The organism is Streptomyces sp. GbtcB7 (genome assembly GCF_019091445.1).
Lineage (GTDB): Bacteria > Actinomycetota > Actinomycetes > Streptomycetales > Streptomycetaceae > Streptomyces > Streptomyces mirabilis.
In genome coordinates, this window is the sequence record NZ_JAGXJM010000029.1 from 19919 (window position 1) to 44105 (window position 24187).

Annotated in this window: 25 protein-coding genes; 9 read left to right on the forward strand and 16 right to left on the reverse strand. The window is 69.4% G+C overall.

Translation table 11 applies throughout. The features are described from left to right. The first annotated feature begins 51 nt into the window (after positions 1-51). Both KVT44_RS37830 and KVT44_RS37835 read left to right on the forward strand, forming a co-directional pair. Positions 52-603 (forward strand): VanZ family protein, encoded by a 552-nt coding sequence (locus KVT44_RS37830; protein ID WP_075028324.1) that lies wholly within the window; start codon positions 52-54, stop codon positions 601-603. A gap of 130 nt (positions 604-733) precedes the next feature. Beyond that, positions 734-934 (forward strand): PspC domain-containing protein, encoded by a 201-nt coding sequence (locus tag KVT44_RS37835; protein WP_054233643.1) that lies wholly within the window; start codon positions 734-736, stop codon positions 932-934. A 103-nt stretch (positions 935-1037) separates the two neighbouring features. Here the strand turns inward: KVT44_RS37835 and KVT44_RS37840 are convergent, their stop codons facing one another. Further along, entirely contained in the window at positions 1038-1391 is a 354-nt protein-coding gene (locus tag KVT44_RS37840; protein ID WP_054233644.1) for a hypothetical protein, read from the reverse strand. A gap of 141 nt (positions 1392-1532) precedes the next feature. After that, a complete protein-coding gene (locus KVT44_RS37845; RefSeq protein ID WP_217572063.1) occupies positions 1533-2687 on the reverse strand; it encodes an adenosine deaminase in 1155 nt (384 codons plus the stop codon). Between the two features lie 112 nt (positions 2688-2799). Between KVT44_RS37845 and KVT44_RS37850 the strand changes: the two genes are divergently transcribed. Then, positions 2800-3561, forward strand: coding sequence for an alpha/beta hydrolase (locus KVT44_RS37850; protein WP_217572065.1), 762 nt, complete (start codon positions 2800-2802; stop codon positions 3559-3561). A 76-nt stretch (positions 3562-3637) separates the two neighbouring features. Here the strand turns inward: KVT44_RS37850 and KVT44_RS37855 are convergent, their stop codons facing one another. Further along, positions 3638-4600: a LysR family transcriptional regulator gene (locus KVT44_RS37855; protein ID WP_190170082.1), complete on the reverse strand. Its 963-nt coding sequence runs from the start codon at positions 4598-4600 to the stop codon at positions 3638-3640. 62 nt (positions 4601-4662) lie between these two features. Between KVT44_RS37855 and KVT44_RS37860 the strand changes: the two genes are divergently transcribed. From KVT44_RS37860 to KVT44_RS37870, 3 genes are all read left to right on the forward strand, one after another. Next, entirely contained in the window at positions 4663-5952 is a 1290-nt protein-coding gene (locus KVT44_RS37860; RefSeq protein ID WP_190170081.1) for an MFS transporter, read from the forward strand. Between the two features lie 99 nt (positions 5953-6051). After that, entirely contained in the window at positions 6052-7209 is a 1158-nt protein-coding gene (gene dnaN, locus KVT44_RS37865; protein WP_217572067.1) for a DNA polymerase III subunit beta, read from the forward strand. 111 nt (positions 7210-7320) lie between these two features. Then, complete coding sequence (locus tag KVT44_RS37870) at positions 7321-8310, forward strand: sigma-70 family RNA polymerase sigma factor (protein WP_217572069.1); 990 nt, start codon at positions 7321-7323, stop codon at positions 8308-8310. Here the strand turns inward: KVT44_RS37870 and KVT44_RS37875 are convergent. Further along, positions 8212-8598: an STAS domain-containing protein gene (locus tag KVT44_RS37875; protein ID WP_217572071.1), complete on the reverse strand. Its 387-nt coding sequence runs from the start codon at positions 8596-8598 to the stop codon at positions 8212-8214. The two genes, KVT44_RS37870 and KVT44_RS37875, sit on opposite strands and share 99 nt — an antisense overlap. A 145-nt stretch (positions 8599-8743) precedes the next feature. Between KVT44_RS37875 and KVT44_RS37880 the strand changes: the two genes are divergently transcribed. Beyond that, the gene (locus KVT44_RS37880) at positions 8744-9664 is read left to right on the forward strand and encodes an AEC family transporter (protein WP_054233651.1); all 921 of its coding nucleotides are present in this window, start codon (positions 8744-8746) and stop codon (positions 9662-9664) included. 115 nt (positions 9665-9779) lie between these two features. Here KVT44_RS37880 and KVT44_RS37885 read toward each other — a convergent pair whose 3' ends face one another. From KVT44_RS37885 to KVT44_RS37925, 9 genes are all read right to left on the reverse strand, one after another. Further along, positions 9780-11063: a thymidine phosphorylase gene (locus tag KVT44_RS37885; RefSeq protein WP_099920969.1), complete on the reverse strand. Its 1284-nt coding sequence runs from the start codon at positions 11061-11063 to the stop codon at positions 9780-9782. A gap of 87 nt (positions 11064-11150) precedes the next feature. After that, positions 11151-11564 (reverse strand): cytidine deaminase, encoded by a 414-nt coding sequence (locus KVT44_RS37890; protein ID WP_075028332.1) that lies wholly within the window; start codon positions 11562-11564, stop codon positions 11151-11153. Continuing rightward, complete coding sequence (locus KVT44_RS37895) at positions 11561-12823, reverse strand: ABC transporter permease (RefSeq protein WP_217572073.1); 1263 nt, start codon at positions 12821-12823, stop codon at positions 11561-11563. Before KVT44_RS37895 ends, KVT44_RS37890 begins: the two co-directional genes overlap by 4 nt. Then, the gene (locus KVT44_RS37900) at positions 12820-13947 is read right to left on the reverse strand and encodes an ABC transporter permease (protein ID WP_075028334.1); all 1128 of its coding nucleotides are present in this window, start codon (positions 13945-13947) and stop codon (positions 12820-12822) included. Before KVT44_RS37900 ends, KVT44_RS37895 begins: the two co-directional genes overlap by 4 nt. Further along, positions 13944-15605 (reverse strand): ABC transporter ATP-binding protein, encoded by a 1662-nt coding sequence (locus KVT44_RS37905; RefSeq protein WP_229888991.1) that lies wholly within the window; start codon positions 15603-15605, stop codon positions 13944-13946. Before KVT44_RS37905 ends, KVT44_RS37900 begins: the two co-directional genes overlap by 4 nt. Before the next feature lie 264 nt (positions 15606-15869). Beyond that, positions 15870-16919 carry a BMP family protein gene (locus KVT44_RS37910; RefSeq protein ID WP_217572075.1) on the reverse strand — a complete coding sequence of 350 codons (1050 nt, stop codon included), beginning with the start codon at positions 16917-16919 and terminating at the stop codon, positions 15870-15872. Positions 16920-17360: 441 nt separating this feature from the next. Beyond that, entirely contained in the window at positions 17361-18428 is a 1068-nt protein-coding gene (locus KVT44_RS37915) for a BMP family protein (RefSeq protein ID WP_099925426.1), read from the reverse strand. Between the two features lie 371 nt (positions 18429-18799). Next, the gene (locus KVT44_RS37920; RefSeq protein WP_099920974.1) at positions 18800-20086 is read right to left on the reverse strand and encodes an amidohydrolase; all 1287 of its coding nucleotides are present in this window, start codon (positions 20084-20086) and stop codon (positions 18800-18802) included. Positions 20087-20688: 602 nt separating this feature from the next. Beyond that, positions 20689-21129 carry an ATP-binding protein gene (locus KVT44_RS37925; protein ID WP_308314211.1) on the reverse strand — a complete coding sequence of 147 codons (441 nt, stop codon included), beginning with the start codon at positions 21127-21129 and terminating at the stop codon, positions 20689-20691. 291 nt (positions 21130-21420) lie between these two features. Here KVT44_RS37925 and KVT44_RS37930 point away from each other — a divergent pair, with 291 nt between their 5' ends. Then, positions 21421-22245 (forward strand): DUF5753 domain-containing protein, encoded by an 825-nt coding sequence (locus KVT44_RS37930; RefSeq protein WP_254650461.1) that lies wholly within the window; start codon positions 21421-21423, stop codon positions 22243-22245. Between the two features lie 3 nt (positions 22246-22248). After that, on the forward strand, positions 22249-22446 hold the full coding sequence (locus KVT44_RS37935) for a DUF397 domain-containing protein (protein WP_217572081.1): 198 nt from the start codon (positions 22249-22251) through the stop codon (positions 22444-22446). On the opposite strand, the gene KVT44_RS37940 is transcribed toward KVT44_RS37935, so the two are convergent. Genes KVT44_RS37940 through KVT44_RS37950 form a run of 3 tightly spaced genes read right to left on the reverse strand, consistent with a single transcriptional unit; the run spans position 22440 to position 24141 of the window. Continuing rightward, a complete protein-coding gene (locus tag KVT44_RS37940) occupies positions 22440-23126 on the reverse strand; it encodes a contact-dependent growth inhibition system immunity protein (RefSeq protein ID WP_217572083.1) in 687 nt (228 codons plus the stop codon). The genes KVT44_RS37935 and KVT44_RS37940 overlap by 7 nt on opposite strands. Positions 23127-23158: 32 nt before the next feature. Continuing rightward, positions 23159-23470 carry an RNase A-like domain-containing protein gene (locus KVT44_RS37945; protein WP_217572085.1) on the reverse strand — a complete coding sequence of 104 codons (312 nt, stop codon included), beginning with the start codon at positions 23468-23470 and terminating at the stop codon, positions 23159-23161. Continuing rightward, positions 23467-24141, reverse strand: coding sequence for a hypothetical protein (locus KVT44_RS37950; protein WP_217572087.1), 675 nt, complete (start codon positions 24139-24141; stop codon positions 23467-23469). Before KVT44_RS37950 ends, KVT44_RS37945 begins: the two co-directional genes overlap by 4 nt. Positions 24142-24187: the final 46 nt, after the last annotated feature.

Below are 24187 nucleotides of genomic sequence, written 5' to 3' on the forward strand. Positions count from 1 at the left end.
GCTCACCAACAACCCGGAACCGATCCTGCCGACCCCCGCGTCTTGGGAGGCGTGCAACGTCAAGGCGAAGGCGGCGGCAGCGCCGTGACCCGCGTCCGTGCGACAGGAGCTCTCCTCCTCGTCGCACATCTCGCGCTCGTCGCCTGGATCACCCTGCGTCCCCTGGACGTCCCCTGGGTGAGCCCCGCCAACCTCCGCCCCTTCGCCGGCATCAGAGCCGATCTCGCGCTGGGCCCGGCGGAAGCCGCCCGCCGGATAGGCCAGGGCCTCGGCCTGCTCGCCCCACTCGGCGTCCTGCTCCCCATGGCCGGCGGCAAGCTGACGGCGTCCCCGCTCGGCTCCCTCGTCCGCACGGTCGCCGCCGGCGCCCTGATCTCGCTGGGCATCGAACTGCTGCAGACCGGCGTTCCCGGCCAGGTCGTGGACGTCGACTCCCTGCTGCTCAACACGGTCGGCGTCGCCCTGGCCCATCTCGCGATCGTGCCGGCCGCCAGGGTCAGGCTCCGCCGCCGGGCCGAGACCCGGCGGCGCGCGGCCCTCCCCCGGGAGGACACGGCTCAGGGTCGGACCCCGACGATTCCCAGGGTCGGCATCGCCCCATAGAGCGACGCTTCGCCCCCTTCGTCACCGTAGCGTTGAAGACATCGAAGCCGGAGACATCGAAGAAGACGCCGAAGAAGGCGTCGATGTCCCAACACCCCGGCATCCCGCCACGGTTCACGAAGGAGCCATCATGACCGCCCTTGCCCGCCCCACCAACGGCCGCATGATCGGCGGAGTGTGCGCAGCGCTGGCGCGGCGCTTCGGCACCTCCGCGACCACGATGCGCGTGATCTTCGTTCTCTCCTGCCTGCTCCCGGGCCCGCAGTTCCTGCTCTACATAGCGCTGTGGATCCTGTTCCCCTCCGAGGACAAGGCCCGCACGGCCTGGTGACCCCCGGCCCGGCTCACGGCATGACACGCCGGTGGGGCGCACCCAATCAGGGTGCGCCCCACCGGCGTTCGTACAGGCGAAAGACCGAAACAAGCGGAAGGCGTCAGCCGAGCGGCAGCCCGTTCACCGGCAGACCGTGCGTCGGCAGGCCCTGCAGCGGCAGCCCCCCGAGCAGACCGGCCAACGGCGCCGCCGGCCCGTCGGCGAGGACCTTCGCGACGGCGGGCTGGGCCGCGGCCACCCCCGCGCCGAGCGCGCCCTGCCCGTGGGCGAGCGCCTCTCCCGCACCCGGGAGCGCCGCCGCGGCGTTCTGCGCGGGCAGCGTCTGGGTAACGGTGTCCAGCGCCTGGGAGGCGTCCGGCACGGCCGGGGCGGCGTTCGCGGCGCCCGCGCCGACGGCGGCGAATGCGGCACCGAGAGCGGCGACACCGAGGGTCTTGGCAGCAGACTGCTTCATATTGAATGCGTCCTTGGATCCGTGTGACGGGGATGTGAGCGGTCCAAAAACGTAAACACGCAGAGCCACCCTCCGCAAACATCGGAAAGCAGCCGAATCATGGAGAACAAGTGAAGACCCGGCTGCTTTTCGCTCCTTCGATCAGCCCTGTTCCCTCAAGGAACCGCTGGTGGAGGCGGTCTGCTGGAACAGCCATTCGGACTTGAGTTCCGCATATCCAGGCTTGATCACGTCATTGATCATGGCCAGTCGTTCATCGAAAGGAATGAATGCTGACTTCATAGCATTGACAGAGAACCACTGCATATCATCGAGCGAATAACCGAACGCCTCGACCAGGTGCTCGAATTCGCGTGACATGCTCGTCCCTGACATGAGCCGATTGTCCGTGTTCACGGTCGCCCGGAAGTGCAGGCGCCGCAGCAGACCGATCGGGTGCTCCGCGTAGGAGTCGACGGCGCCGGTCTGGAGGTTGGAGCTGGGGCACAGTTCCAGCGGGACGCGCTTGTCACGGACGTACGAGGCCAGCCGTCCGAGCTTCACCGAGCCGTCCGCCGCGACCTGGATGTCGTCGATGATCCGCACACCGTGGCCGAGCCGGTCCGCACCGCACCACTGGAGCGCCTGCCAGATGGAGGGGAGCCCGAAGGCCTCGCCGGCATGGATGGTGAAGTGGTTGTTCTCGCGCTTGAGGTACTCGAAGGCGTCGAGGTGACGGGTGGGCGGGAAGCCCGCCTCGGCGCCCGCGATGTCGAAGCCCACCACACCCAGGTCGCGGTAGCGGTTGGCCAGTTCGGCGATCTCCAGGGCACGGGCCGCGTGCCGCATGGCGGTGAGCAGGGCGCCGACCCGGATGCGGTGGCCGTTGTCCCGGGCACGCCGTTCCCCCTCCCGGAAGCCCTCGTTGACGGCCTCGACGACCTCTTCGAGGGTGAGCCCGGTCTCCAGGTGCTGCTCGGGCGCGTACCGCACCTCGGCGTAGACGACCCCGTCCTCGGCGAGATCCTCGGCGCACTCGGCGGCGACCCGCACCAGCGCCTCGCGCGTCTGCATGACGGCACAGGTGTGGGCGAAGGTCTCCAGGTACCGCTCCAGGGACCCGGAGTCGGCGGCCTCGCGGAACCAGACGCCGAGTTTGTCGGGGTCGGTCTCGGGGAGCCCGGAATAGCCGGTCTCCTGGGCGAGTTCCACGATCGTCCCGGGGCGCAGGCCCCCGTCGAGGTGATCGTGCAGCAGGACCTTGGGCGCCCGGCGGATCTGTTCCGAGCTCGGGGTGTTCTGGATCTGGCTCGTCATTTTCGCACTGTAGCCCCTACGCGCGTAGATCTCCTGTCGTGCCGTCCGTCGATACGTAACGGTGACCCGGCGGACGGGTGGCGTACACCGTCACTTCTGACACTGTTCTGTCATGGCACAGCAAGCGACGCCGGTTCGCAGGGCCCGGCTGGGGAGGACGATCGGCCCGGAGCCGACGGCCGTCAGCGGAGTGGTTCTGCTGCTCCCGGGCGGCGACGAGGTCTCCGCGCGCAGACCGTCCCCGATGTTGGCGACCGCCTCCGTACGCGCGCTCGGCCGTCGGCTCATGCGCGCGGGACACGCGGAAGGCCTGGCCGCCCATGTCGTGCACTACCGCTTCCGCGGCTGGAACGGCAACGAGGCGCATCTCGCGAACGACGCGTCCTGGGCCGCCGACGAGGTCGTACGCCGCTACGGGGACGTGCCGGTGTGCCTCGCCGGTGTGGGCATGGGAGGCCGGGCGGCGCTGCGTGCGGCCGGGCACACGGCCGTCAACTCCGTTCTGGCGCTCGCCCCCTGGCTGCCCGAGGACGACGTGGCGGCGCCACCCGAACCGGTGAAGCAGCTCGCCGGGCGGCGCGTGCTGATCGTGCACGGCACCAACGACGAGCGCACCGACCCGGAGTTGTCCTTCCGGCTCGCGGCGCGGGCGAAGAAGTCCAACCGGGACATCTGCCGGTTCGAGGTCCACTCCGACGGGCACGGGTTGCACCAGTACCGGTCCGAAGTGCACGCGCTGGCGGAGGACTTCGTGATGGGGGCGTTGTTCGGACACGGGGTGTCGCGCCCTCTGGAGGACGCGTTGGCCGCGCCGCCGCCGTTGGGGTTGCGGATGCCGCTTGCCTCCGGCTTCGGGCGGGCGTTGCGTCGTTAGGTTGTTTGGTGTCTGCGGGTGCGTGGGGGCTTGTCGCGCAGTTCCCCGCGCCCCTGAAGGGGCGCTCCTGGTGCCCCTAGTCGGGTAGCAGATGGCCCCTTCGCGACAGTAGGAACCTCTTGAAGGCGGCCACCGGTGGGGTGTCCGGGTGGCCGTCCAGCCATGCCACTCCGATCTCGCGGACCGCTCTCGGGGCCGTGACCGTCAGTTCGACCACCCCTGGGCGGGGCACGGCCGGTGGGGGCAGGAGGGCGACTCCGAGGCCGGCGGCCACCAGGCCCCGTAGGGTCTCGGCCTCCTCGCCCTCGAAGGCGATACGGGGCTTGAAGCCGGCCTCCTGGCAGAGGTCGTCGGTGATGCGGCGCATGCCGTAGCCGGGTTCGAGGGTCACGAAGGTCTCGTCGGCGGCCTCGGCGAGGCGGATGCGCTTGCGGGCGGCGAGGCGGTGGTCGGCCGGGACGACGAGCCGGAGCTTCTGCTCGTCGAGGAGGCGGCCCACCAGGTCGGGCGCGTCCGGCACCGGCGAGGTGAGGCACAGGTCCAGCTCGCCCGAGCGCAGTCCCTCCAGCATCGCCTCGCCGTAGTTCTGGACGAGGCTGAAGCGGACCCGGGGGTGGTCGGCGCGGAAGGCGCGGATCAGGCCGGGGACGGTCTCCGAGCCCATGGTGTGCAGGAAGCCGAAGGCGACCTTGCCGGTGGCCGGGTCGGCGTCCGCGCGCACCTCCTCCGCGGCGCGCTCGATCTCGGCGAGGGCCCGCTCGACGGAGGAGAGGAACGTACGGCCCGCGGGGGTGAGGGAGACCGTGCGGCCCCGGCGTGCGAACAGATCGACACCCAGGTCCTGTTCGAGCCGGACCATGGCCCGCGACAGGGTCGACTGGGGGACCCGCATCTCCTGCGCGGCGCGCGTGACGTGCTCCGTGCGGGCGACCCCGGCGAAGTACGCGAGGCGTGGGGCGAGCAGCCTCGACATGCCCGCGCTGTCTTCTGTGTCACTGGACGGTGACAGGTGAGGCTGTGACCTTTGCTGATGCACCATGGGAACGATTATGGCGATTCCATGCATTGGACGGATGAGCGGCGGCTCTTTAGTTTCGAAGCATGCCTTCCGCCAGTACCGGGGCGTCCACCACCGTGGGCGCCACCTCCTCCGTCACGTCCTCCACCGCCGCCGTCGACTCCCGTCTCACCCCGGGTGGGCCCGGCTACCGCCGCATGAGCTTCGCGCTCTTCCTCGCGGGTGTGGCGACCTTCGCGCTCCTCTACTCCACGCAGGCCCTCCTCCCGCTCGTCTCCACGGACTTCGGGGTCAGCGCGAGCGAGGCGAGCTGGACGGTGTCCGCGGCGACGGGTGCGCTGGCACTGTTCGTCCTCCCCATGAGCGCGCTGTCGGAGCGGTTCGGACGGCGTACGTTGATGACGGCGTCGCTGGCGGTCGCGGTGACGGTCGGGCTCCTGGTCCCCTTCGCCCCGTCGATCGGCGCGCTGGTCGCGCTGCGGGCGGTGCAGGGCGCGGCGCTGGCGGGCCTTCCGGCCTCCGCGACGGCCTATCTGGCGGAGGAGGTCCGCCCCAAGGCCCTGATCACGGCGATCGGCCTCTTCGTCGCGGGCAACAGCGTCGGCGGGATGAGCGGCCGGGTCATCACCGGCTGGGTCGCGCAGGAGTGGGGCTGGCGGGTGGCCGTCGCCACGATCGGGATCATCGCGGTGGCCTGCGCGGTCGCCTTCCGTATGCTCCTGCCCGCGCCGAAGCACTTCACGCCCGGCTCGCTGCGACCGCGGGTGCTGGCCCGTACGGTCCGTGACCACCTCGCGAACCCGCTGCTGCGCCGGCTGTACGCGATCGGCGCGCTGTTCATGATGGTCTTCGGCGGGGTCTACACGGTGATCGGCTACCGCCTGACCGAGGCCCCGTTCTCCCTCCCCCAGGGCATCATCGGCTCGATCTTCCTGGTGTACCTGGTCGGTACGGTGTCGGCGTCCACGGCGGGCAGGCTGGTCGCCCGCCTGGGCCGGCGCGGCTCCCTGTACCTGGCGGGCGGCACCACGACCGCCGGCCTGCTCCTCTCCCTGGTCGACTCCCTCCCCCTCGTCCTGCTCGGCCTGGTGCTGATCACCGCGGGCTTCTTCGCGGGCCACGCGGTGGCGTCCTCGTCGGTCAGCCACACCGCCAAGCAGGGCCGCGCCCAGGCCTCCGCCCTCTACCAGTCCGCGTACTACATCGGCTCCAGCGCGGGCAGCACGCTCGGCGCGGTCGCCTTCCACGCGGGCGGGTGGGCCGGGACGGTGGCACTCGGACTGTTCGCGGTCCTCGGCGTCGTCACGATCACGCTGCTCGGCTCGCACGCGGCCCGCACCCAGGCCCGCCACGAGCCGGCCCTGGCGCACTGAGCGTCCCGGACGCTCCTACGTTCCCCCTGGTCGGACCCCGTTGTCAGTGGCGGCATCTAGCCTCCACCCGGTCAACTGGCCCGAACAGGGGGATCTTTCATGGAGTTCCGCGTCGATCGCGACGACCTCGCCGAGGCGGTGGCCTGGGCGGCCCGCGCCCTGCCCACCCGCTCGCCGGTACCGGTGCTGGGCGGACTGCTGCTGGAGGCCGGTCCTGGACGGCTCGGCATCTCGGGGTTCGACTTCGAGGCGGCGGCGAGGATCGAGATCGATGCCGAGACGGCGGCGGACGGTCTGATCCTCGTGCTGGGGCGTCGGCTGCTGGACATCTGCCGGGTGCTGCCGCAGGGGCAGGTGAGCTGCGCGCTGGAGGGAACACGGTTCGCGGTGGAGGCGGGTGGCACCCGGTTCGGTCTGTCGACGCTGCCCAAGGACGAGTACCCGGCGCTGCCGGTGCCGCCCGAGCCGCGCGGCACCGTGGACGCCGCCGCGTTCGCGACCGCCGTGTCCCAGGTCGCCGTCGCGGCCGGGCGCGACGACACGCTGCCGGTCCTCACCGGCGTACAGCTGCGGCTGTCCGGCGAGGAAATGACACTCTCCGCGTCGGACCGCTACCGGTACGCCGTGCGCACCCTGGCCTGGAAACCCGAGGCCCCGCTCGACGGCGTCGTGGAGGCGCTGCTGCCCGCGCGTCGGCTGCACGAGATCGCCCGTTCGCTGGCCCGCTCCGGTGACGTGCGCATCGGGCTCGACCCCGCGGGCGGCGGGATGTTCGGCTTCGAGGGTGGGCCGATGCGGACGGCGGTGCGGCTGATGGAGGGGCGGCTGCCGCGGCACGGCTCGCTGTTCTCGGTGCCCGACGCCGCGGTCGCGGAGGTGGAGCGCGAGGCGCTGGCGGAGGCCGTACGGCGCGTCGCCGTCGTCGCCGAGGTGAACAGTCCCGTACGGCTGGACTTCACCGGTGACGGCGAGGGGTCCGTTCTACTGCGCGCCGGATACGCCGACGACGTGGCCTCGCAGCGGCTGCCCGCGGCGCTGACCGGCACGGCGGAGATCACCGTCGCCTTCAACCCGGCCTATCTGCTGGACGCCCTGAACTCCTTCGAGCAGCCGCGGGTACGGCTGGAGCTGCTGGGGCCGGGGCAGCGGGCGCTGCTGAGCGGGGCCGAAGCAGGGGCCGAGGCGGGGGACGGAACCGGGGGCGAAGTGGGCGGCGCGCACCGGCATTTGCTCATGTCCGTGAAGCAATTGGTCTGAGCTCCGCTTTTTCCCACTCCGGGGGCCATTGTCAGTGGGCTGCGGTAGCTTCCGAAGTGCCGGCGCAACGAGGCGACGGTGCGACGGAACGGCCACAGGGGCGGGTTGGCTATGAGCGACGGTATGGCGACGACAGATCTGGACGTGCGGCTGGAGAAGCACCGGGTCGAGCTGACCGGGTACTGCTATCGGATGCTCGGCTCCTCCTTCGAGGCGGAGGACGCGGTGCAGGACACGATGGTCCGCGCCTGGCGGAGCTACGACAAGTTCGAGGGCCGTTCGTCGATGCGGTCCTGGCTGTACCGGATCGCCACCAACGTCTGCCTCGACATGCTGAACGCGGGCAACCGGAGGGCGCGTCCGATGGATCTGAGCGGTCCCTCACCCCTGGCTCAGGCGGCGCTCACCCCGCGCCCGGACAACACCTGGCTGGAGCCGATGCCCGACGCGCGCGTGCTGCCCACGGTCGGTGACCCGGCCGAGGCCGCGGTGGCCAAGGAGTCGGTGCGCCTCGCCTTCATGGCCGCCCTGCAGCAGCTGCCGCCCAAGCAACGCGCCGTGCTCATCCTGCGCGAGGTCCTGGCCTGGAAGGCGTCGGAGGTCGCCGAGCTGCTCGGGACGACGGTCGCCTCGGTCAACAGCGCGTTGCAGCGGGCCCGCGCGACCCTCGCGGAGAGCGACAGCGCCGAGGCCGCCGTCTCCGACCCGCTCGACGAGGAGCAGCAGAAGCTGCTCGAGCGCTATGTCGCCGCGTTCGAGGGGTACGACATGACGGCGCTGACCGCGTTGCTCCACGAGGACGCGATCATGACGATGCCGCCGTTCGACCTGTGGCTGCGCGGCACGGGCGACATCACCGGTTTCATGACGACCCTCGGTGCCTCGTGCGCGGGTTCGCGCCTGCTGCCGGTCGCGGTCAACGGTCTGCCGGGATTCGCGCACTACAAGCCGGATCCGGAGGAGGGCGGCTTCAGTGCCTGGGCGATCCAGGCGCTGGAGATCTCAGACGGCCGCATCACCGGGTTCCACTGCTTCCTGGACACCAAGCGCTGGTTCCCGCTCTTCGGCCTCCCCCTCCACCTCGAAGCGGAGTCCGACTAGATCGAGAAGCAGGAGGAGGGAGGGGGCCGGGGCGCGCAGACGGACGCGGCCCCCGGCCCGGCGGGCGGCGAGCTGCATCCTGGCCAGGGCGTCGACGGTGGCCAGGCCGGGTGGGCCGAGGCCCGCGACATCGCAGACCACCACCCCGGCACCGGTCGCCGCCAGCCGCGCGTGCACGTCGTCACAGAGCCCCGGCACCTGGTCACGGGTGACGGGGCCGGGCAGCACGAGTACGGCGGGTGTCGTGGCGTCCACGGTCAGTAGACCGGCCGGGGGCACGGAACTCATCGCGGAGAGCCGACCCGTTCGAGGCGCGCGCCCGCAAAGGATCACATTGACCTGCGCCCCTCCCACCCCAGAGGGTTGGGTGTATGCCCCATGAATCAGCGCCTTCCGTGATACCCGACGGCCTCCTCCGAACGAAGGGGGCACCGTGCAAGGGGTGCTGACGGGCTTCGCGGTCATCGCCGTCGTCATCGGGGTCGGTTACGTCATCGGACGCCGCGGCTATCTCGGGGAGAACGGGCGGGAGGTACTGACGAAGCTCGCCTTCCACGTGGCCTCCCCCGCCCTGCTGTTCACCACGCTCGCCCGGGCCGACCTGTCGGTGATCTTCTCCAGCCGGCTCCTGGTGACGGCGATGAGCACGGCCGCGGCGGCCGGCGTCTTCGTCGCGATCGGGGTCGTACGCGGCTGGGGCGTGGGCCGGACGACGATCGGCGCGCTCTGCTCCAGTTATGTCAACTCGGGCAACCTCGGCATCCCGATCGCGGTGTACGTACTGGGGGACGCCTCGCTCGTCGCCCCCGTACTGCTCTTCCAGCAGATCATGGTCACGCCCATCGCACTCACCGTCCTGGACCTGTCGGGGGACGGCGAGAAGGGCCCCCTGTGGCAGCGGCTGATCACTCCCCTGCGCAACCCCATCGCGGTCGGCTCGCTGAGCGGGGTCGCGGTGTCGGCGACCGGTCTGACGCTGCCGGGACCGGTCATGGACCCGCTCACGCTGATCGGCAACATGTCGGTGCCCGCGGTGCTGCTGGCGTTCGGCATCTCGCTGTGCGGCAGCACGCTGCCCGGTCGGGGCGCGGACCGGTACCCGGTGCTGCTGTCCGTCGCCCTGAAGTCGGTGGGCCAGCCGCTGGCCGCCTGGGCCCTGGCCGTGGGCCTGTTCGGGCTGCACGGCGCGCCGCTGCTCGACGTCGTGGTCACCTCGGCGCTGCCCGCCGCGCAGAACCTCTTCACCTACGCCTCGCGTTACCGGGTCGGCGAGACGCTGGCCCGGGAGTCGATCCTGCTGTCGACGATCCTGTCGGTGCCGGTGCTGGTGGTGATCGCGGCCGTACTCGGCTGACGGGTACTCGGCTGACGGCACCCGCACGGGGCACGCGAAAGGGCCGGCGCAGACGCGCCGGCCCCTCCACCGCCGTACGGAATCAGCTGCCGGACGGGGCAACTGCCGTACGGAGTCAGGCGATACGTTCCAGCACGACCGGCGTGGCCTTGAAGTCCGTGCCCGCGGCCGCGATGTCGTAGGAACCCTCGACCGACTCCAGGGCGTACTCGAAGCGCTCGGGGGTGTCGGTGTGGAGGGTCAGCAGGGGCTGGCCCGCGGTGACGGTGTCGCCGGGCTTGGCGTGCAGTTCGACGCCCGCGGCGGCCTGCACCGGGTCCTCCTTGCGGGCGCGGCCCGCGCCCAGGCGCCAGGCGGCGATGCCGATGTCGTAGGCGTCCAGGCGGGTCAGGACGCCGGAGGACGGGGCCGTCACCACGTGCTGCTCACGGGAGGTGGGCAGCGCGGCGTCCGGGTCACCGCCCTGCGCGGCGATCATCCGGCGCCAGACGTCCATCGCGGAGCCGTCCGCGAGGGCCTTCGCCGGGTCGGCGTCCTTGATGCCCGCCGCGTCCAGCATCTCGCGCGCCAGGGCGATGGTGAGTTCCACGACGTCGGCCGGACCGCCGCCCGCCAGGACCTCCACCGACTCCCGTACTTCGAGCGCGTTGCCCGCCGTCAGGCCCAGCGGGGTCGACATGTCCGTGAGGAGCGCGACCGTCTTCACACCGTGGTCGGTGCCCAACCCGACCATCGTGGAGGCGAGTTCGCGGGCGTCCTCGATGGTCTTCATGAAGGCGCCGGTGCCGACCTTCACGTCCAGGACCAGCGAGCCCGTGCCCTCCGCGATCTTCTTCGACATGATGGAGGAGGCGATGAGGGGGATCGCCTCGACCGTGCCGGTGACGTCGCGCAGCGCGTACAGCTTCTTGTCGGCGGGGGCCAGGCCGTCGCCCGCCGCGCAGATGACCGCACCGGTCGTGTCGAGGACGTTCAGCATCTCCTCGTTCGACAGCAGGGCGCGCCAGCCGGGGATCGACTCCAGCTTGTCCAGCGTGCCGCCGGTGTGGCCGAGGCCGCGTCCGGACAGCTGCGGGACCGCCGCGCCGCAGGCGGCGACCAGCGGCGCCAGCGGGAGGGTGATCTTGTCGCCGACGCCGCCCGTGGAGTGCTTGTCGGCGGTCGGGCGGGAGAGGGAGGAGAACTCCATGCGCTCGCCGGAGGCGATCATCGCGGCGGTCCAGCGGGCGATCTCGCGACGGTTCATGCCGTTGAGCAGGATCGCCATGTTGAGGGCGGCCATCTGGTAGTCGGCGACCTCGCCGCGGGTGTACGCGTCGATGACCCAGTCGATCTGCGCGTCGCTGAGCTCGGCGCGGTCCCGCTTGGTGCGGATGACGGAGACGGCGTCCATGGCCATGGCTTTCCTTCCGAAGACTTCCGAAAATCCGCGGCCCCTCCCGATCGGTCGTTCATCGTCCGGTCGTCGGGAGGGGCCGCGCAGGCGTTACTTGGTGAGATTCTCCGGCCCGAAGGCCTGCGGCAGCATCTCGGAGAGCGGCAGGATTCCGGCCGGGGTCTCCAGGAGCAGATCGGCCCCACCGAACTCGTACAGCAACTGGCGGCAGCGTCCGCACGGGACGAGGATCTCGCCCTGTCCGTCGACGCAGGTGAAGTGCGTCAGCCGACCGCCACCGGTGTTCAGCAGCTGGGAGACCAGACCGCACTCGGCGCACAGTCCGAGCCCGTACGAGGCGTTCTCGACGTTGCAGCCGGTGACGGTCCGGCCGTCGTCGACGAGGGCCGCGACGCCGACCGGGAAGCCCGAGTAGGGGGCGTACGCCCGGGACATCGCGTCCCGCGCGTGCTCCCGCAGAGCCTCCCAGTCGACGGCCGTGGACCCGGCGTCGGCGGACGTCACTTGCCCTGTCCTCTCCGGTACGGCATGCCGTCGGCCTTCGGCATCCGCAGGTGCTGTGCGGACAGCGAGAGAACGAGCAGGGTCACGATGTACGGCGTCGCGCTGACGACCTGCTTGGGGACATCGCTGGTGGTGGCGTACCAGACGAGCATCAGCGCCGACACCGCGGCGGTGATCAGCGCGGGCACGAGCCGCTTCTTCCACGCGAGGTAGGCGGCGCCGAAGACCAGCAGAATCGCGATCAGCAGGATCAGCGCGTGCACGTTGGTGGTGCCGCCGCGCAGGTTGAGGCTGTCGGTGTAGCCGAACAGACCCGCTCCAAGGGCGAGACCGCCCGGCATCCAGTTACCGAAGATCATCGCGGCGAGACCGATGTAGCCGCGGCCCGCGGTCTGTCCGTCGAGGTACACGTTGGACGCGACGATCGACAGGAAGGCACCGCCGAGGCCGGCGAAGCCACCGGAGATGATCACGGCGAGGTACTTGTACTTGTAGACGTTGACGCCGAGGGACTCGGCGGCCATCGGGTTCTCGCCGCAGGAGCGCAGCCGCAGGCCGAAGGACGTACGCCACAGCACCCACCACGTCACCGGCACGAGGGCCACGGCGACGACCGTGAGCGGCGACAGGTCGGTGACCAGCCCGCCGAGCAGACCCGCGATGTCCGAGATCAGGAACCAGTGCTTCCCGTTGAGCGTGTCCAGACCGCTCGACAGCCCCGGAATGTCGAAGGTGCCGAGCGAGTCGATGGGCGGGGACTGCTTGGAGGAGCCCTGCGGCGCGTTCTCGAAGGTGAACTTCGACAGGTAGCGGGTGGTGCCGAGCGCCAGGATGTTGATGGCCACACCGGAGACGATGTGGTTGACGTTGAAGGTCACCGTGGCGATGGCGTGCAGGATGCCGCCGAGCACACCGCCGATGATGCCGAAGGCGACACCGGTCCACGGGCCCCACTGATAGCCGGCCCAGGCTCCGAACCAGGTGCCGAGGATCATCATGCCTTCGAGGCCGATGTTGACGACGCCCGCGCGCTCGGACCACAGGCCGCCGAGGCCCGCGAGGCCGATCGGCACGGCGAGGCGCAGCGCCGTGGACATCTGTCCGGTCGAGGTGATGCCGTCCGCGCCGGTGATCAGGCGGACAGCCGAGGTCAGGATGAGTACGCCCGCGATGATCAGCAGGAGCACGGGGAGCGAGAATCGGCGGCTGCCCTTGCCGGGCTTCTGCGCCTGCGGCTTGGCGACGGTCGCGGTGCTCATCGGGCAGCCACCTCCTTCGGGGAGTTGTTGTTGGCGGCGGCCGCGGCCAGTTCCTCACCGACCCGCTTCTGCTGACGGCGCAGGCCCCAGACACGTACGGCCTCGTAGGAGATGACGACCGCGAAGACGATCAGACCCTGCATGATCGTGGCGATCTCCTTCTCGTACGCCACCGGGGTCGCGTAGTCGAGCGCCGGGGACGCCTTGTCGAGGAAGGCGATCAGCAGGGCGGCGAAGGCGATGCCCACCGGGTTGTTGCGGCCGAGCAGGGCGATCGTGATGCCGGTGAAGCCGAGTCCGGTCGGGAAGCTCAGGCTGTAGCTGTGGGCGTCGCCGAGCAGCAGCGGCAGACCGGAGAGGCCCGCGACCGCGCCGGAGATCAGCATCGCGGTGAGCACCATCTTCTTGGCGTCGACACCGGAGGCCGCGGCGGCGGTCTCGGAGGCACCGGTGGCGCGCAGGTCGAAGCCGAAGCGGGTGCGGTTGAGGACCACCCAGTACAGGACGCCCATGAGGACCGCGAGGAAGACCAGGCCGTAGATCTCGCCGACGTCCGAGCCGAGGTTGATGCCGGGAACCCAGCCGGACTTCTTCATGACGCCGGTCGTGTTGTTGTTGCCGACCTGCACACCCCAGATGTTGTCGAGGGTGAGGTAGCCGATGAGGCTGGTGGCGATCGCGTTGAGCATGATCGTCGCGACGACCTCGCTCACTCCCCGGGTCACCTTCAGGACACCGGCGATGCCGGCCCAGAAGGCACCGGTGAGCATGCCGACGAGCAGCAGCAGCGGCACCTGCAGGACGCCAGGCAGCGCGATGTGCGTGCCGACGACCGCGGTCATCATCGCGGCGAGGCGGTACTGACCGTCGACACCGATGTTGAACAGGTTCATGCGGAAGCCGATGGCCACCGCGAGCGCCGCCAAGTAGTACAGCGATGCCTGGTTGATGATCAGCACCTGGACGTCGGAGTACGTCGCCTGCTGAAGCATCAGGGAGTACGGCTCGAACGGGCTCTTGCCCGAGGCGAGCAGCACGACCGAGGTCAGCGCGATCGCCGCGACGAGCGCGATGACCGGGCCGGCCACCGCGAGGAGCACGCGCTCCTTGTCGAACTTCTTCATCGGGCCTCGTCCTCCGGGGCGGCGCTTTCCGCTACGTGCTCCAGGTGTCCGGAGGCGGCACCGGTCATGGCCGAGCCGAGTTCCTCCGGGGTGACGGTCGCCGGGTCGGCGTCCGCCACGAGCCTGCCGTTGTAGATCACCCGCAGGGTGTCCGACAGGCCGATCAGCTCGTCCAGGTCGGCCGAGATCAGCAGCACGGCCAGGCCCTCGCGGCGGGCCTCGCGGATCTGGTCCCAGATCGCGGCCTGCGCGCCGACGTCCACACCGCGGGTGGGGTGGGCGGCGATCAGGAAGCGCGGCTTGTGGCTCATCTCGCGGCCGACGATCAGCTTCTGCTGGTTGCCGCCGGAGAGCGAGGCGGCGGTGACGTCGATGCCGGGGGTGCGGACGTCGTACTCCTCGACGATCCGCCTGGTGTCCTCCTGGGCGCCCTTGATGTCGAGCCAGAAGCCCTTCGCGTTGGGGGCCTCGGTGACATGGCCGAGGATGCGGTTCTCCCAGAGCGGGGACTCCAGCAGCAGGCCGTGGCGGTGGCGGTCCTCGGGGATGTACCCGATGCCCTTCTCACGGCGCTTGCGGGTGGCCCACCCCGTGATCTCGTCGCCGAGGAAGGTGATGGCTCCCGCGTCCGCGGCCTTGAGGCCGATCAGCGCGTCGATGAGCTCGGTCTGACCGTTGCCCTCGACACCGGCGATGCCCATCACCTCACCCGCGTGGATGGTGAAGGTGACGTCGTCGAGGATGCGCCGCACCGCGGCGGCGGTCTCGGCGGTGTCCTCGGTGAGCAGACCGGCGCCCGTCGGCTCGGCGAGCTCGCCGAGGGAGGGGGCACCGCTGGCGAAGACCGTGAGGCCCTCGACCTGGATGACCGGCTTGTCCGTGACGGTGGACTCGGCGGTCTCCGGGGTCGGGAGCTCGCTGCCGACCATCATCTCGGCGAGCTGGCGGGGGGTCGTCTCGGCGGGGACGGCCGTACCGACCGTCGTACCGCGCCGGATGACCGTGATCTCGTCGGCGACCGAGAGAACCTCGCCCAGCTTGTGCGAGATGAAGATGACGGCCAGGCCCTCGGACTTGAGCTCGCGCAGGTTGTCGAAGAGTGCGTCCACCTCCTGCGGCACCAGTACGGCGGTGGGCTCGTCCAGGATCAGGGTGCGGGCGCCGCGGTAGAGGACCTTGAGGATCTCCACGCGCTGACGCTCGGCGACACCGAGGCCCTCGACCAGGACGTCCGGGCGGACGTTCAGGCCGTACCGGTCGGAGATCTCCTTGATCTTCCTACGGGCGCCGCCGCCGATGCCGTACAGCTTCTCGCTGCCCAGGACCACGTTCTCCAGGACGGTGAGGTTGTCGGCGAGCATGAAGTGCTGGTGGACCATGCCGATGCCGCGCGAGATGGCGTCGGCGGGGCTGTGGAACGTGACCTGCTCGCCGTCGACGGTGATCGTGCCCTCGTCCGGCTTCTGCATGCCGTAGAGGATCTTCATCAGCGTCGACTTGCCGGCACCGTTCTCGCCGACGAGGGCGTGGACCGTGCCCTTGCGGACCGTCAGGTGGATGTCATGGTTGGCCACCACACCGGGGAAACGCTTGGTGATCCCCGCCAGCTCGACCGCGGTCGACTGCGCGGTGAGCGGAGGGCTGCTGGACGCGTCGATGGCGCACTCTCCTTGGAAAAGGGGCCTATCTACGCGCGTAGCGCCCCTGCTTTGAATTGCACTCGGACGGACCGGGTTCTTTTCGGACTGCTTTCGGTCCGGTCCGATCCGATCCGAGCATTCTGCCGCGCGAACGGGGCACGGGAAGGTCATCCTCCCCACACCCCGTTCCGTGGCCGTAACGCTGCCATTACAGCGTTGCCATGGCCATGGTTTCGACGTCTGGTGATGACGTCGTGACCTGGGCCGGGATCAGGGCTCCGGTCAGGAGGTCTTGACCGTGATCGAGCCGTCCTTGATACCCGCCTCGGCCTTCTTCAGCGCGGCCTGCAGGTCGGCGTTGTTCTTGAACGCCGGGTTCGAGTCGGCGAGGCCGACACCGCCGGTGGCGAGGCTGGCACGGACGACGCCGGTCGCGGGCTTGCCGTCCGCCACCGACTTCGCGAGGTTGTAGACCGCCCCGGCGACGTCCTTGGTGGCCGAAGTCAGGATGTAGTCCTTGTACTTGGCCAGCGCGTCCTGCTTGTACTGGTCGGAGTCGACGCCGATGGCCCACACCTTGTGCGAGGCGGCGGACTGGATGACACCCTGACCCGACAGGCCCGCGGCGGCGTAGATCACGTCGGCGCCCGCCTCGATCTGACCCTCGGCCGCGTCCTTGCCCTTGTCGGGGCTGGAGAAGCCACCCTCCTGGGGCGTCTGGGTCAGGTACTGCTTCTCGATCTTTATCTTCGGGTTGACCGACTGGGCGCCCTGGACGTACCCGGCCTCGAACTTGTGGATCAGCGGGATGTCCACGCCGCCGATGAAGCCGATGTGGTTCTTCTTGGTGGCCTTCGCCGCCGCGACACCCGCGAGGTAGGAGGACTGCTCCTCGTGGAAGACCAGGTCGGCGATGTTGGCGGCCTTGTCCTGCTCGTCGTCGATGATGCCGAAGGTGGTCTTCGGGTACTTCGCCGCGACCTCCTTGACAGCCGGCGCGTACACGAAGCCGACGCCGATCACCGGGTTGTAGCCGGACTTGGCGAGCTGCTCCAGGCGCTGCACCTTGTCGGCGTCGGACTCGCCGTCCTGCGGCTCGATGTCCCGGCCGCTGATCTTGAGGTCCGTTTCGGCCTTCTGGAAACCGGCGTACGCGGCGTCGTTGAAGGACTGGTCGCCCTTGCCGCCGATGTCGTACGCAAGGCCGATGCCCTTGGTCTTGGCCGAGCCGCCGCTCGAGGCTTCGGTGGACGAGCCGCCACAGGCGGAGAGGACAACGGCGAGGGATGCGGTCGCAACGCCCGCAACCGCGATTCGGGACACCCGGCGCATGAACGTGACTCCTTTGTGCAGGCGCCCAAACCAGGCGCTGATTCCGCCGCAGCGTAACGCGCGTAGACATAGCAGAGAACCCACGTCGCCAGAGTGTTATCCGACCGTTTTGAACCCTCGGCGAACAATCTCCGAACACCTAGGGCGCACCTGGGGCTTCCACTCGGCAAAGGCGCCCGGACCCCGGGCGCGGTGTCCACGCGGTGTCGACACACCATCGACGCGGCATCGACGTATGCGATGCCATGTACCAGACCATGGTACTTTGCGAAATTCTGCCCAGGTTTGATCTTTTCGCCAGGATCACCGTCGAGCCGGAACGACCCCGCATGAACGCATGAACGCATGAATGAGGGAGCCCCCGGCCGGTACATCGGGCCGGGGGCTCCCTCATCGGTGACCAGTGACGCCAGGTCGGTGATCAGTGACGACGGGCGCGACTCACTGGGTGGTCTTGACGGTGACCTTGCCGTCGATGATGTCCTGCTTGGCCTTGTCGACCGCCGCGACCACGTCCGTCAGGGCCTTGTACTTCGGGTTGGAGTCGGCGAAGCCGACGCCGCCCGACTTGAGGTCACCGCGCACGACGCCGCTCAGCGGCTTGCCGTCGACGACGGACTTGGCCAGGTCGTACACCGCGCCGCCGACGTTCTTCAGGGCCGAGCCGAGGATCCAGTCCTTGTACTTGGCCAGAGAGCTCTGCGCGTACTGGTCGGAGTCGACGCCGATGGCCCACACCTTCTTGGACGCGGCCTCGGAGATCACGCCCTGACCGGACAGGCCGGCCGCGTGGTAGAGCACGTCGGCGCCCTTTTCGATCTGGCCGGCCGCCGCGTCCTTGCCCTTGTCGGGGCTCGAGAAGCCACCCTCCTGGGGCGTCTGCGTCAGATACTGCGACTCGATCTTGATGCTCGGGTTGACCGACTTCGCGCCCTGGTCGAAGCCCGCCTCGAACTTGTGGATCAGCGGGATGTCCACGCCGCCGATGAAGCCGATGTGGTTCTTCTTGGTGGCCTTCGCCGCCGCGACACCCGCGAGGTAGGAGGACTGCTCCTCGTGGAAGACCAGGTCGGCGATGTTGGCGGCCTTGTCCTGCTCGTCGTCGATGATGCCGAAGGTCACCTTCGGGTACTTCGCCGCGACCTCCTTGACGGCCGGCGCGTACACGAAGCCGACGCCGATCACCGGGTTGTAGCCGGACTTGGCGAGCTGCTCCAGGCGCTGCACCTTGTCGGCGTCGGACTCGCCGTCCTGCGGCTCGATGTCCCGGCCGCCGATCTTGAACTCGGTCTCGGCCTTCTGGAAACCGGCGTACGCGGCGTCGTTGAAGGACTGGTCACCCTTGCCACCGATGTCGTACGCGAGACCGATGCCCTTCCCGCTGTAACCCGACGAGCTCTTCTTGGAGTCGCTGCTCGTGTCGGTGCTCGACTTGCCACAACCGACCGCCGCGAGGGCGATGACCGAGACGGCCACCGCTGCTTGGGAGAACCTGGTCCTCCGAGACATCAGACGCACAGCAAGCACCCTTCATCCCCACGGCCGTCGCCGGTCCGCTTCCCCAACACGCCGCCGACGCAGCGATTTCGGCGCACAGTAACGCGCGTAGAAGGGGAGAGGAACGGGGTTTCTCCGGGCCGTTATCGAACCGTGCCGCCACCGGGTTACGTTTGCGCGCCACCCGTTACGGCGGGGTGACGCAAGCGGACAAAGGGGTGCCGATCGGGGCATCGGGCGGACCGGCGGCCCGGGACCCCTACGTCACCTGTGCGCCATCTCCGAGTGAGCCTCTCGTGTTCGCGGGACCGCGTCCAGACCCTGTCCGGCGCATCGCGCCGGACAGGCCCTAGGTCCTCCAGGTCCTACAGGCCCAGCAGGTCCTAGCGGATCGCGTCCAGCAGGGCCGCCGCGGTGAAGAGCTCGACTCCGACCGTGATGGCCGACTCGTCGGCGTCGAAGTCGCCGCGATGCAGGTCACGGGTGGTGCGCTCGCCCGGCGTACGGACGCCGAGGCGCGCCATGGCTCCGGGCACGTGCTCCAGGTACCAAGAGAAGTCCTCGCCGCCGAGGCTCTGCTCGGTGTCCTCGACGGAGTGCGCGCCGCGCCGCGAGGTCATGGCGTCATGGAGGAGTTCAGTGACCGCCGGATCGTTGACGACCGGCGGGACGCCCCGGATGTAGTTGATCTCGGACTTGGCGCGGTACAGGTTCGCGATCTCGTCGATGGCCGCGTGCACCAGGTCGGGCGCCTGCCGCCAGGCCTCGAGGTCGAGGCAGCGGACGGTCCCGGACAGCTCGGCGTGCTGCGGGATGACGTTGCAGGCGTGCCCGGACTCGACGCGTCCCCAGGTCACCGCGAGCCCGCTGCGGGCGTCCACGCGCCGGGCGACGAGGGACGGCACGTCGGTGACGACGCGCGCGGCCGCGGTGACGAGGTCGGTGGTGAGATGGGGGCGCGCGGTGTGGCCGCCGGCGCCGTCGAGTGAGACTTCCAGCCGGTCGCAGGCGGAGGTGATGGGACCGTGGCGCAGTCCGATCCGTCCGGCGTCGACCTTCGGGTCGCAGTGCACGCCGATGATCCGCCCCACGCCGTCCAGCACTCCGGACTCGATGGCGTCGGGCGCGCCCCCGGGCAGGACCTCTTCGGCGGGCTGGAAGATCAGCCGTACGGGATGCGGCAGGAGCCCCTGGCGATGCAGCTCGGCGAGGACGAGCCCGGCGCCGAGGACGACGGTCGTGTGCACGTCGTGGCCGCAGGCGTGCGCGCGGTCGGGCACGGTCGAGCGGTACGCGCAGTCACTCTTCGTGTCCGGGATGGGCAGCGCGTCGATGTCGGCGCGCAGGGCGAGCATGCCGCGTCCACCGTCGACCACACGGTCCCGTACGCGGTCACGTGCCCCGTCCCCTTCACCCTCCCCCGCACCTTCACCGGCGTCGATCCCGATGTCACAGATGAGCCCGGTCCCGATGTCGAGCACGCGGGGCTTGAGGCCCGCCTGCTCCAGGCGCGCCTTGAGTGCCGCGGTGGTGCGGAACTCCTGGTTGCCGAGCTCCGGGTGCATGTGCATGTCGCGCCGGAACGCGATCAGCTCGGCACGCAGGGCGTCGGGCAGGGTGCCGGGGAGCGCTGCTCCCCCGGGGACATCGGCCTCGTACTCTCGGGACATCAATTGGTTCACCCTTTGAAGGGTAGGGCGGCGGGGCGGCCAACTGACCCACGATCAACAAAACTTCAGCCCGTTAGGGGAAGAAACTTGGCCACGCGCCGCATAGGTTTCCAGTGGGATGGGTATGCTCGCCCGTCTTTCCGGACGATGGGATCTTGAGCCAGACGGTATGCGCGCCGCGCCCGGACCGCATCCGGGCCGAAGGCCGACTGTCGCGTCCGGGACGATGGCCGACTGCCATGTCCGCCCCGATGGCCGACTGCGGTGACGGCCCGTGACCACGGGGTGACGCGGGCCCTTGATGCGGCCGCCGCCCCTCTCTCGATCCAGTCCGCCGGGGCTGCCGGCGCACTCCCATAGGGAACGCTCGGGGTGTCCGAACCCATTCCCGTGCCCTACGGTCCCACAGACCTGACCAAGATCATGCGCACGGACGCCTGAACACCACTCCCTGTCGACCCGGGCGCGAGGGGCCGCCGGGGTCCGCGCCGTAGGGGCGCGGGGATGACCTGGGGCGCCTGATCGGTCGACGGCGTGGGACAGCCGTGCTGCCGATCATGAGGATCTTGATCGCGACGGTGTCTACGCCGTTTCCTGCGTGGTCAGGCATCAAGATCCCCGCGCATTTCCAGCTCCGCCCAGACGGTCTTGCCGACGGTGAGTTTCTCCACGGACCAGCGGTTCGCGAGTGTGCGGACGATGAGGAGACCTCGGCCGAACTGGTCATCCGCGACGGGCGTGGGCGGATACGGAAGCCGCTCACCCCTCGGGTCGGTCACGGCGACGCGCAGCGCGTTGCCGGTCAGCGACGTCTCGACGCGGAACAGGCGGCCCCGTAAGCACCCGTGGAGCAGGGCGTTCGTGCACAACTCGCTCGCCAGCAGCGCCGCGTCACCGGCGACGTCGGGGTGACCCCAGTCGACGGCGAGTTGGGCGACGCGTCTGCGGGCGTGGGGGATGTTGCCCGGGTAGGGGGTGTAGTCCACGGAGTCGTAGCGGTCGTTGCCCTTGGGGAAGCGAGGGGGAGGGCAGGAGTTGGTCACGGGGGGCGTCTCCTTGCGCGAGGGCGGGCGCCAGGTGGGGTGGCCATGCCGCGCGGGCCGGTTTGGGCAGCACGGTGCACTTCCGCCAACTGATGCCGTTGGGTAGTCGTTTGAAAACTGACAGTAGTGGAGTGGCGGCATAGCGGGCAATGAGTCTCAGGGAAATATGTCTCCTAGCTTTGCGACCCTGCTCGGCGACCTGCACACTGGCCGCGACCCGGGAGGTAATCCGACGTGACCGCAGTCCCGTTCACGCGCGGCAACCGCGTATCCACCGTCCTCGCCCGCAAGTTGGGCGGTGAGCTGCTGACGCTGCGCGACACAGTCGGCCTGACGCAGCCACAAGCCGCGGAGGCGCTGTCGGCAACTGCGGCCAAGGTCGCCAAGATGGAGCGCGGCTGGGTTCCGTTCCGCGATCCCGACATCCGGATCCTGTGCGACCTGTACGGCGTGACCGACCCGAAGGTCGTGGAACGACTGCTGAACCTCGCCAAGACCGACCGGGGGCGCCGTAAGGCCAAGGGATGGTGGAACCAGTACCCCGAGCTTCGCTCTCTGGTTGAGTACGTGGCCCTCGAGGACATCTCGACCGGAATCCGTACCTGGCAAGGAGCCTTCGTCCCTGGCCTCTTGCAGACTCCGGACTACGCCCGGGCTCTCGCGATCGGCAACGCCGACTGGGATGACCCCGACGACATCGAGCGCTTCGTCGAGGCGAAGATCGCGCGGCAGGCACGCTTGACGGACACGAACCCTCTCAGCCTGTGGGCTGTCGTGGGCGAGGGCGCACTGCGCCAACTTGTCGGCGGCCGCGAGGTCATGCGCGTACAGCTGGCGCACCTGGCGGAAGCGTCCCGTCTGCCCAATGTCAGGCTTCAGGTGCTTCCCTTCCTCGCCGGTTCCCATCCCGGGATGACCAGCGCCTTCAGCATCGTCTCGTTCGCCGAACCCGGCGCGATGGACGTGGTCTACATGGACACCACCTCATCTACCCTGTGGCTGGAGAGCGAGGCCGACGCCGCGCGCCACAACGCAACATTCGAGCGGATCGCCCGGAGCGGACTCGCTCTTCGCGATTCCACCGCCCTGATCGAACGTATCCGCAAGGAGTTGTGAGCCGTGCCGCAGTTCGAGTTCGCCAAGTCCAGTCACAGCAGCGGCAACGGCGAGTGCGTCGAAGTCGCCCGCAACATACCCGGCACCGTCGCGGTCCGTGACTCAAAGGACGTGGACGGGTCCGTAGTCGTGGTCGCTTCGTCCACCTGGACGGCGTTCGCGGTGTACGTGGGGCAGCGAACGGCCCGAGCGCTTCACTGACCGGCGTCCGGCCCGTAGTCCGCGCGCGGCTGCTCGAGTCGTTGGGAGACGAGGGTGAGCCAGCCACTGGGGCTGTAGGGAGCCGGCGGGTCGACCTCCATGCCCAGTTCGGCGACGGCCAGGGCGTAGTCGGGCTCGTCCAGGTCCAGGGCGAGGAGTTCGCGCAGTTCGCCGACCAGGCGGGCGACCAGCTGAGGGTGGGTGCCGGCCGCGTAGTCGTCGACGGCCGACTCGTGGTCGTCGAACTCGTCCGGCATGTCCTGGGAGAACCAGCCGCCGAGGAACTGGGCGAGTTCGGGGAAGCGGGCGTGCCATTCCCAGTGGGTGGCGGGGGTGGCCGGGGGCGGGGCCTCGCCGGTCTCGACGCTGTGCTTGATGTGGTCGGCGAGGCAGGTCAGCCACTGCTCGATGTCCGACTCGGGTAGCCCGACGTCCGGGATCGCGTAGAACTCGCCGAGGCGCAGGCGGAGTCGGCCGGGCGGGTTGCGGGCGTACTCCCGCAGCTGGGTCTCCGCCGTGGCCAGTGCCCAGGGACGGGTGTGCCAGGTGTGGCGGAGGTAGGCGGTCAGGGCCTGGCTGGGCTTGTCCGGGGTGTCGTCGGCGGGCTGCCCGGCGTAGGTGCGGATCACCTGGTCCAGTTCGCCGTAGCGGCGGTCGTGTTCGAGGGGGCTCAGGGGCACGGTGATCAGCCTCTACTGGTCTCTACGGGGCTCTACAGATAGATGGGAAACGTGGCCTGGACGACGAAGCCATGGGGGCGGGTCGCGTCGCGCTTGAGCACCACGCGGGCGGCGCGTACGTCCACGGGCTCGCGGCCCGCCAGCATCATCGCCTGGATCAGCACCCGGCCGACCGGCTCGGTGCGCGAGGGCCACGATGCCTCGATCGTCAGACGGGCGCGGGTGGCCTGGGCGAGCCAGCGGTGGATCAGCTGCTCATTCGCGGTGACGACCTGCTGGGTGGCCCATTGGGCGGTTTCGCGGTCGGGGTAGGTGGCGGCTCTGTTGGCAGTCGGCACTGTCATCGTCCCGAGACTCCATGCAACTCGGCGAGGTGTTCATTTCCCTTTCGGACGATCTCCCGCAGAACGTTGCGAGACACCCACGGGATGCTCTGCGAAAGCGTCGAGCGCAGAACGTCCGGATCAGGAAAGAGGAGCAGGGCTTCCTGTGTCTGCGCTATGAGAGCCGTTGCCCTGCTCGCGCATTCTCCGGGATGCATGCTGTCGAACCCGGCCCACAAACACTCGTCGAGTGTTTCGAACTCGTCGGTCTCCACCCAGTATTTGAAGTCGATCACTTCCGGAAACGCGAGGGAGACCTCCCAGGGAGCCATGGGAAGCTCCCCGTAGCCGGGCACAACCTCACTGTCGAGCTTGCGGATGGCCGAGGCGGCGTCCGACAGATACTCCTCCACCGGACGACTGCCGGCCGCGAGGCTCAGCCTCTCCTCAAAACCTGCCGGAAGTCGGGTTCGCAAGGAACTCGCCAACACCTCTGCTACAAGATCTACCGTCGCCGCGGCAGTGGCCAGCGGCAGCGCCCAGGAAGCACCCTGCGCACGCTGCATGTTCCGGCAGAGGCGGGCAATCTCGTGCTCGAAGTCCTCGTTCTCCGAGGTGTTCACGCGAAGGGACAGGTCGAGCAACCGCGAAACAAATCCGTTATTGAACACTGCCCCGATGTATGTGGTCAACGCCGGCGACACCTTCCTTGCTTCTTCTTGAACGCTCACGAAACCC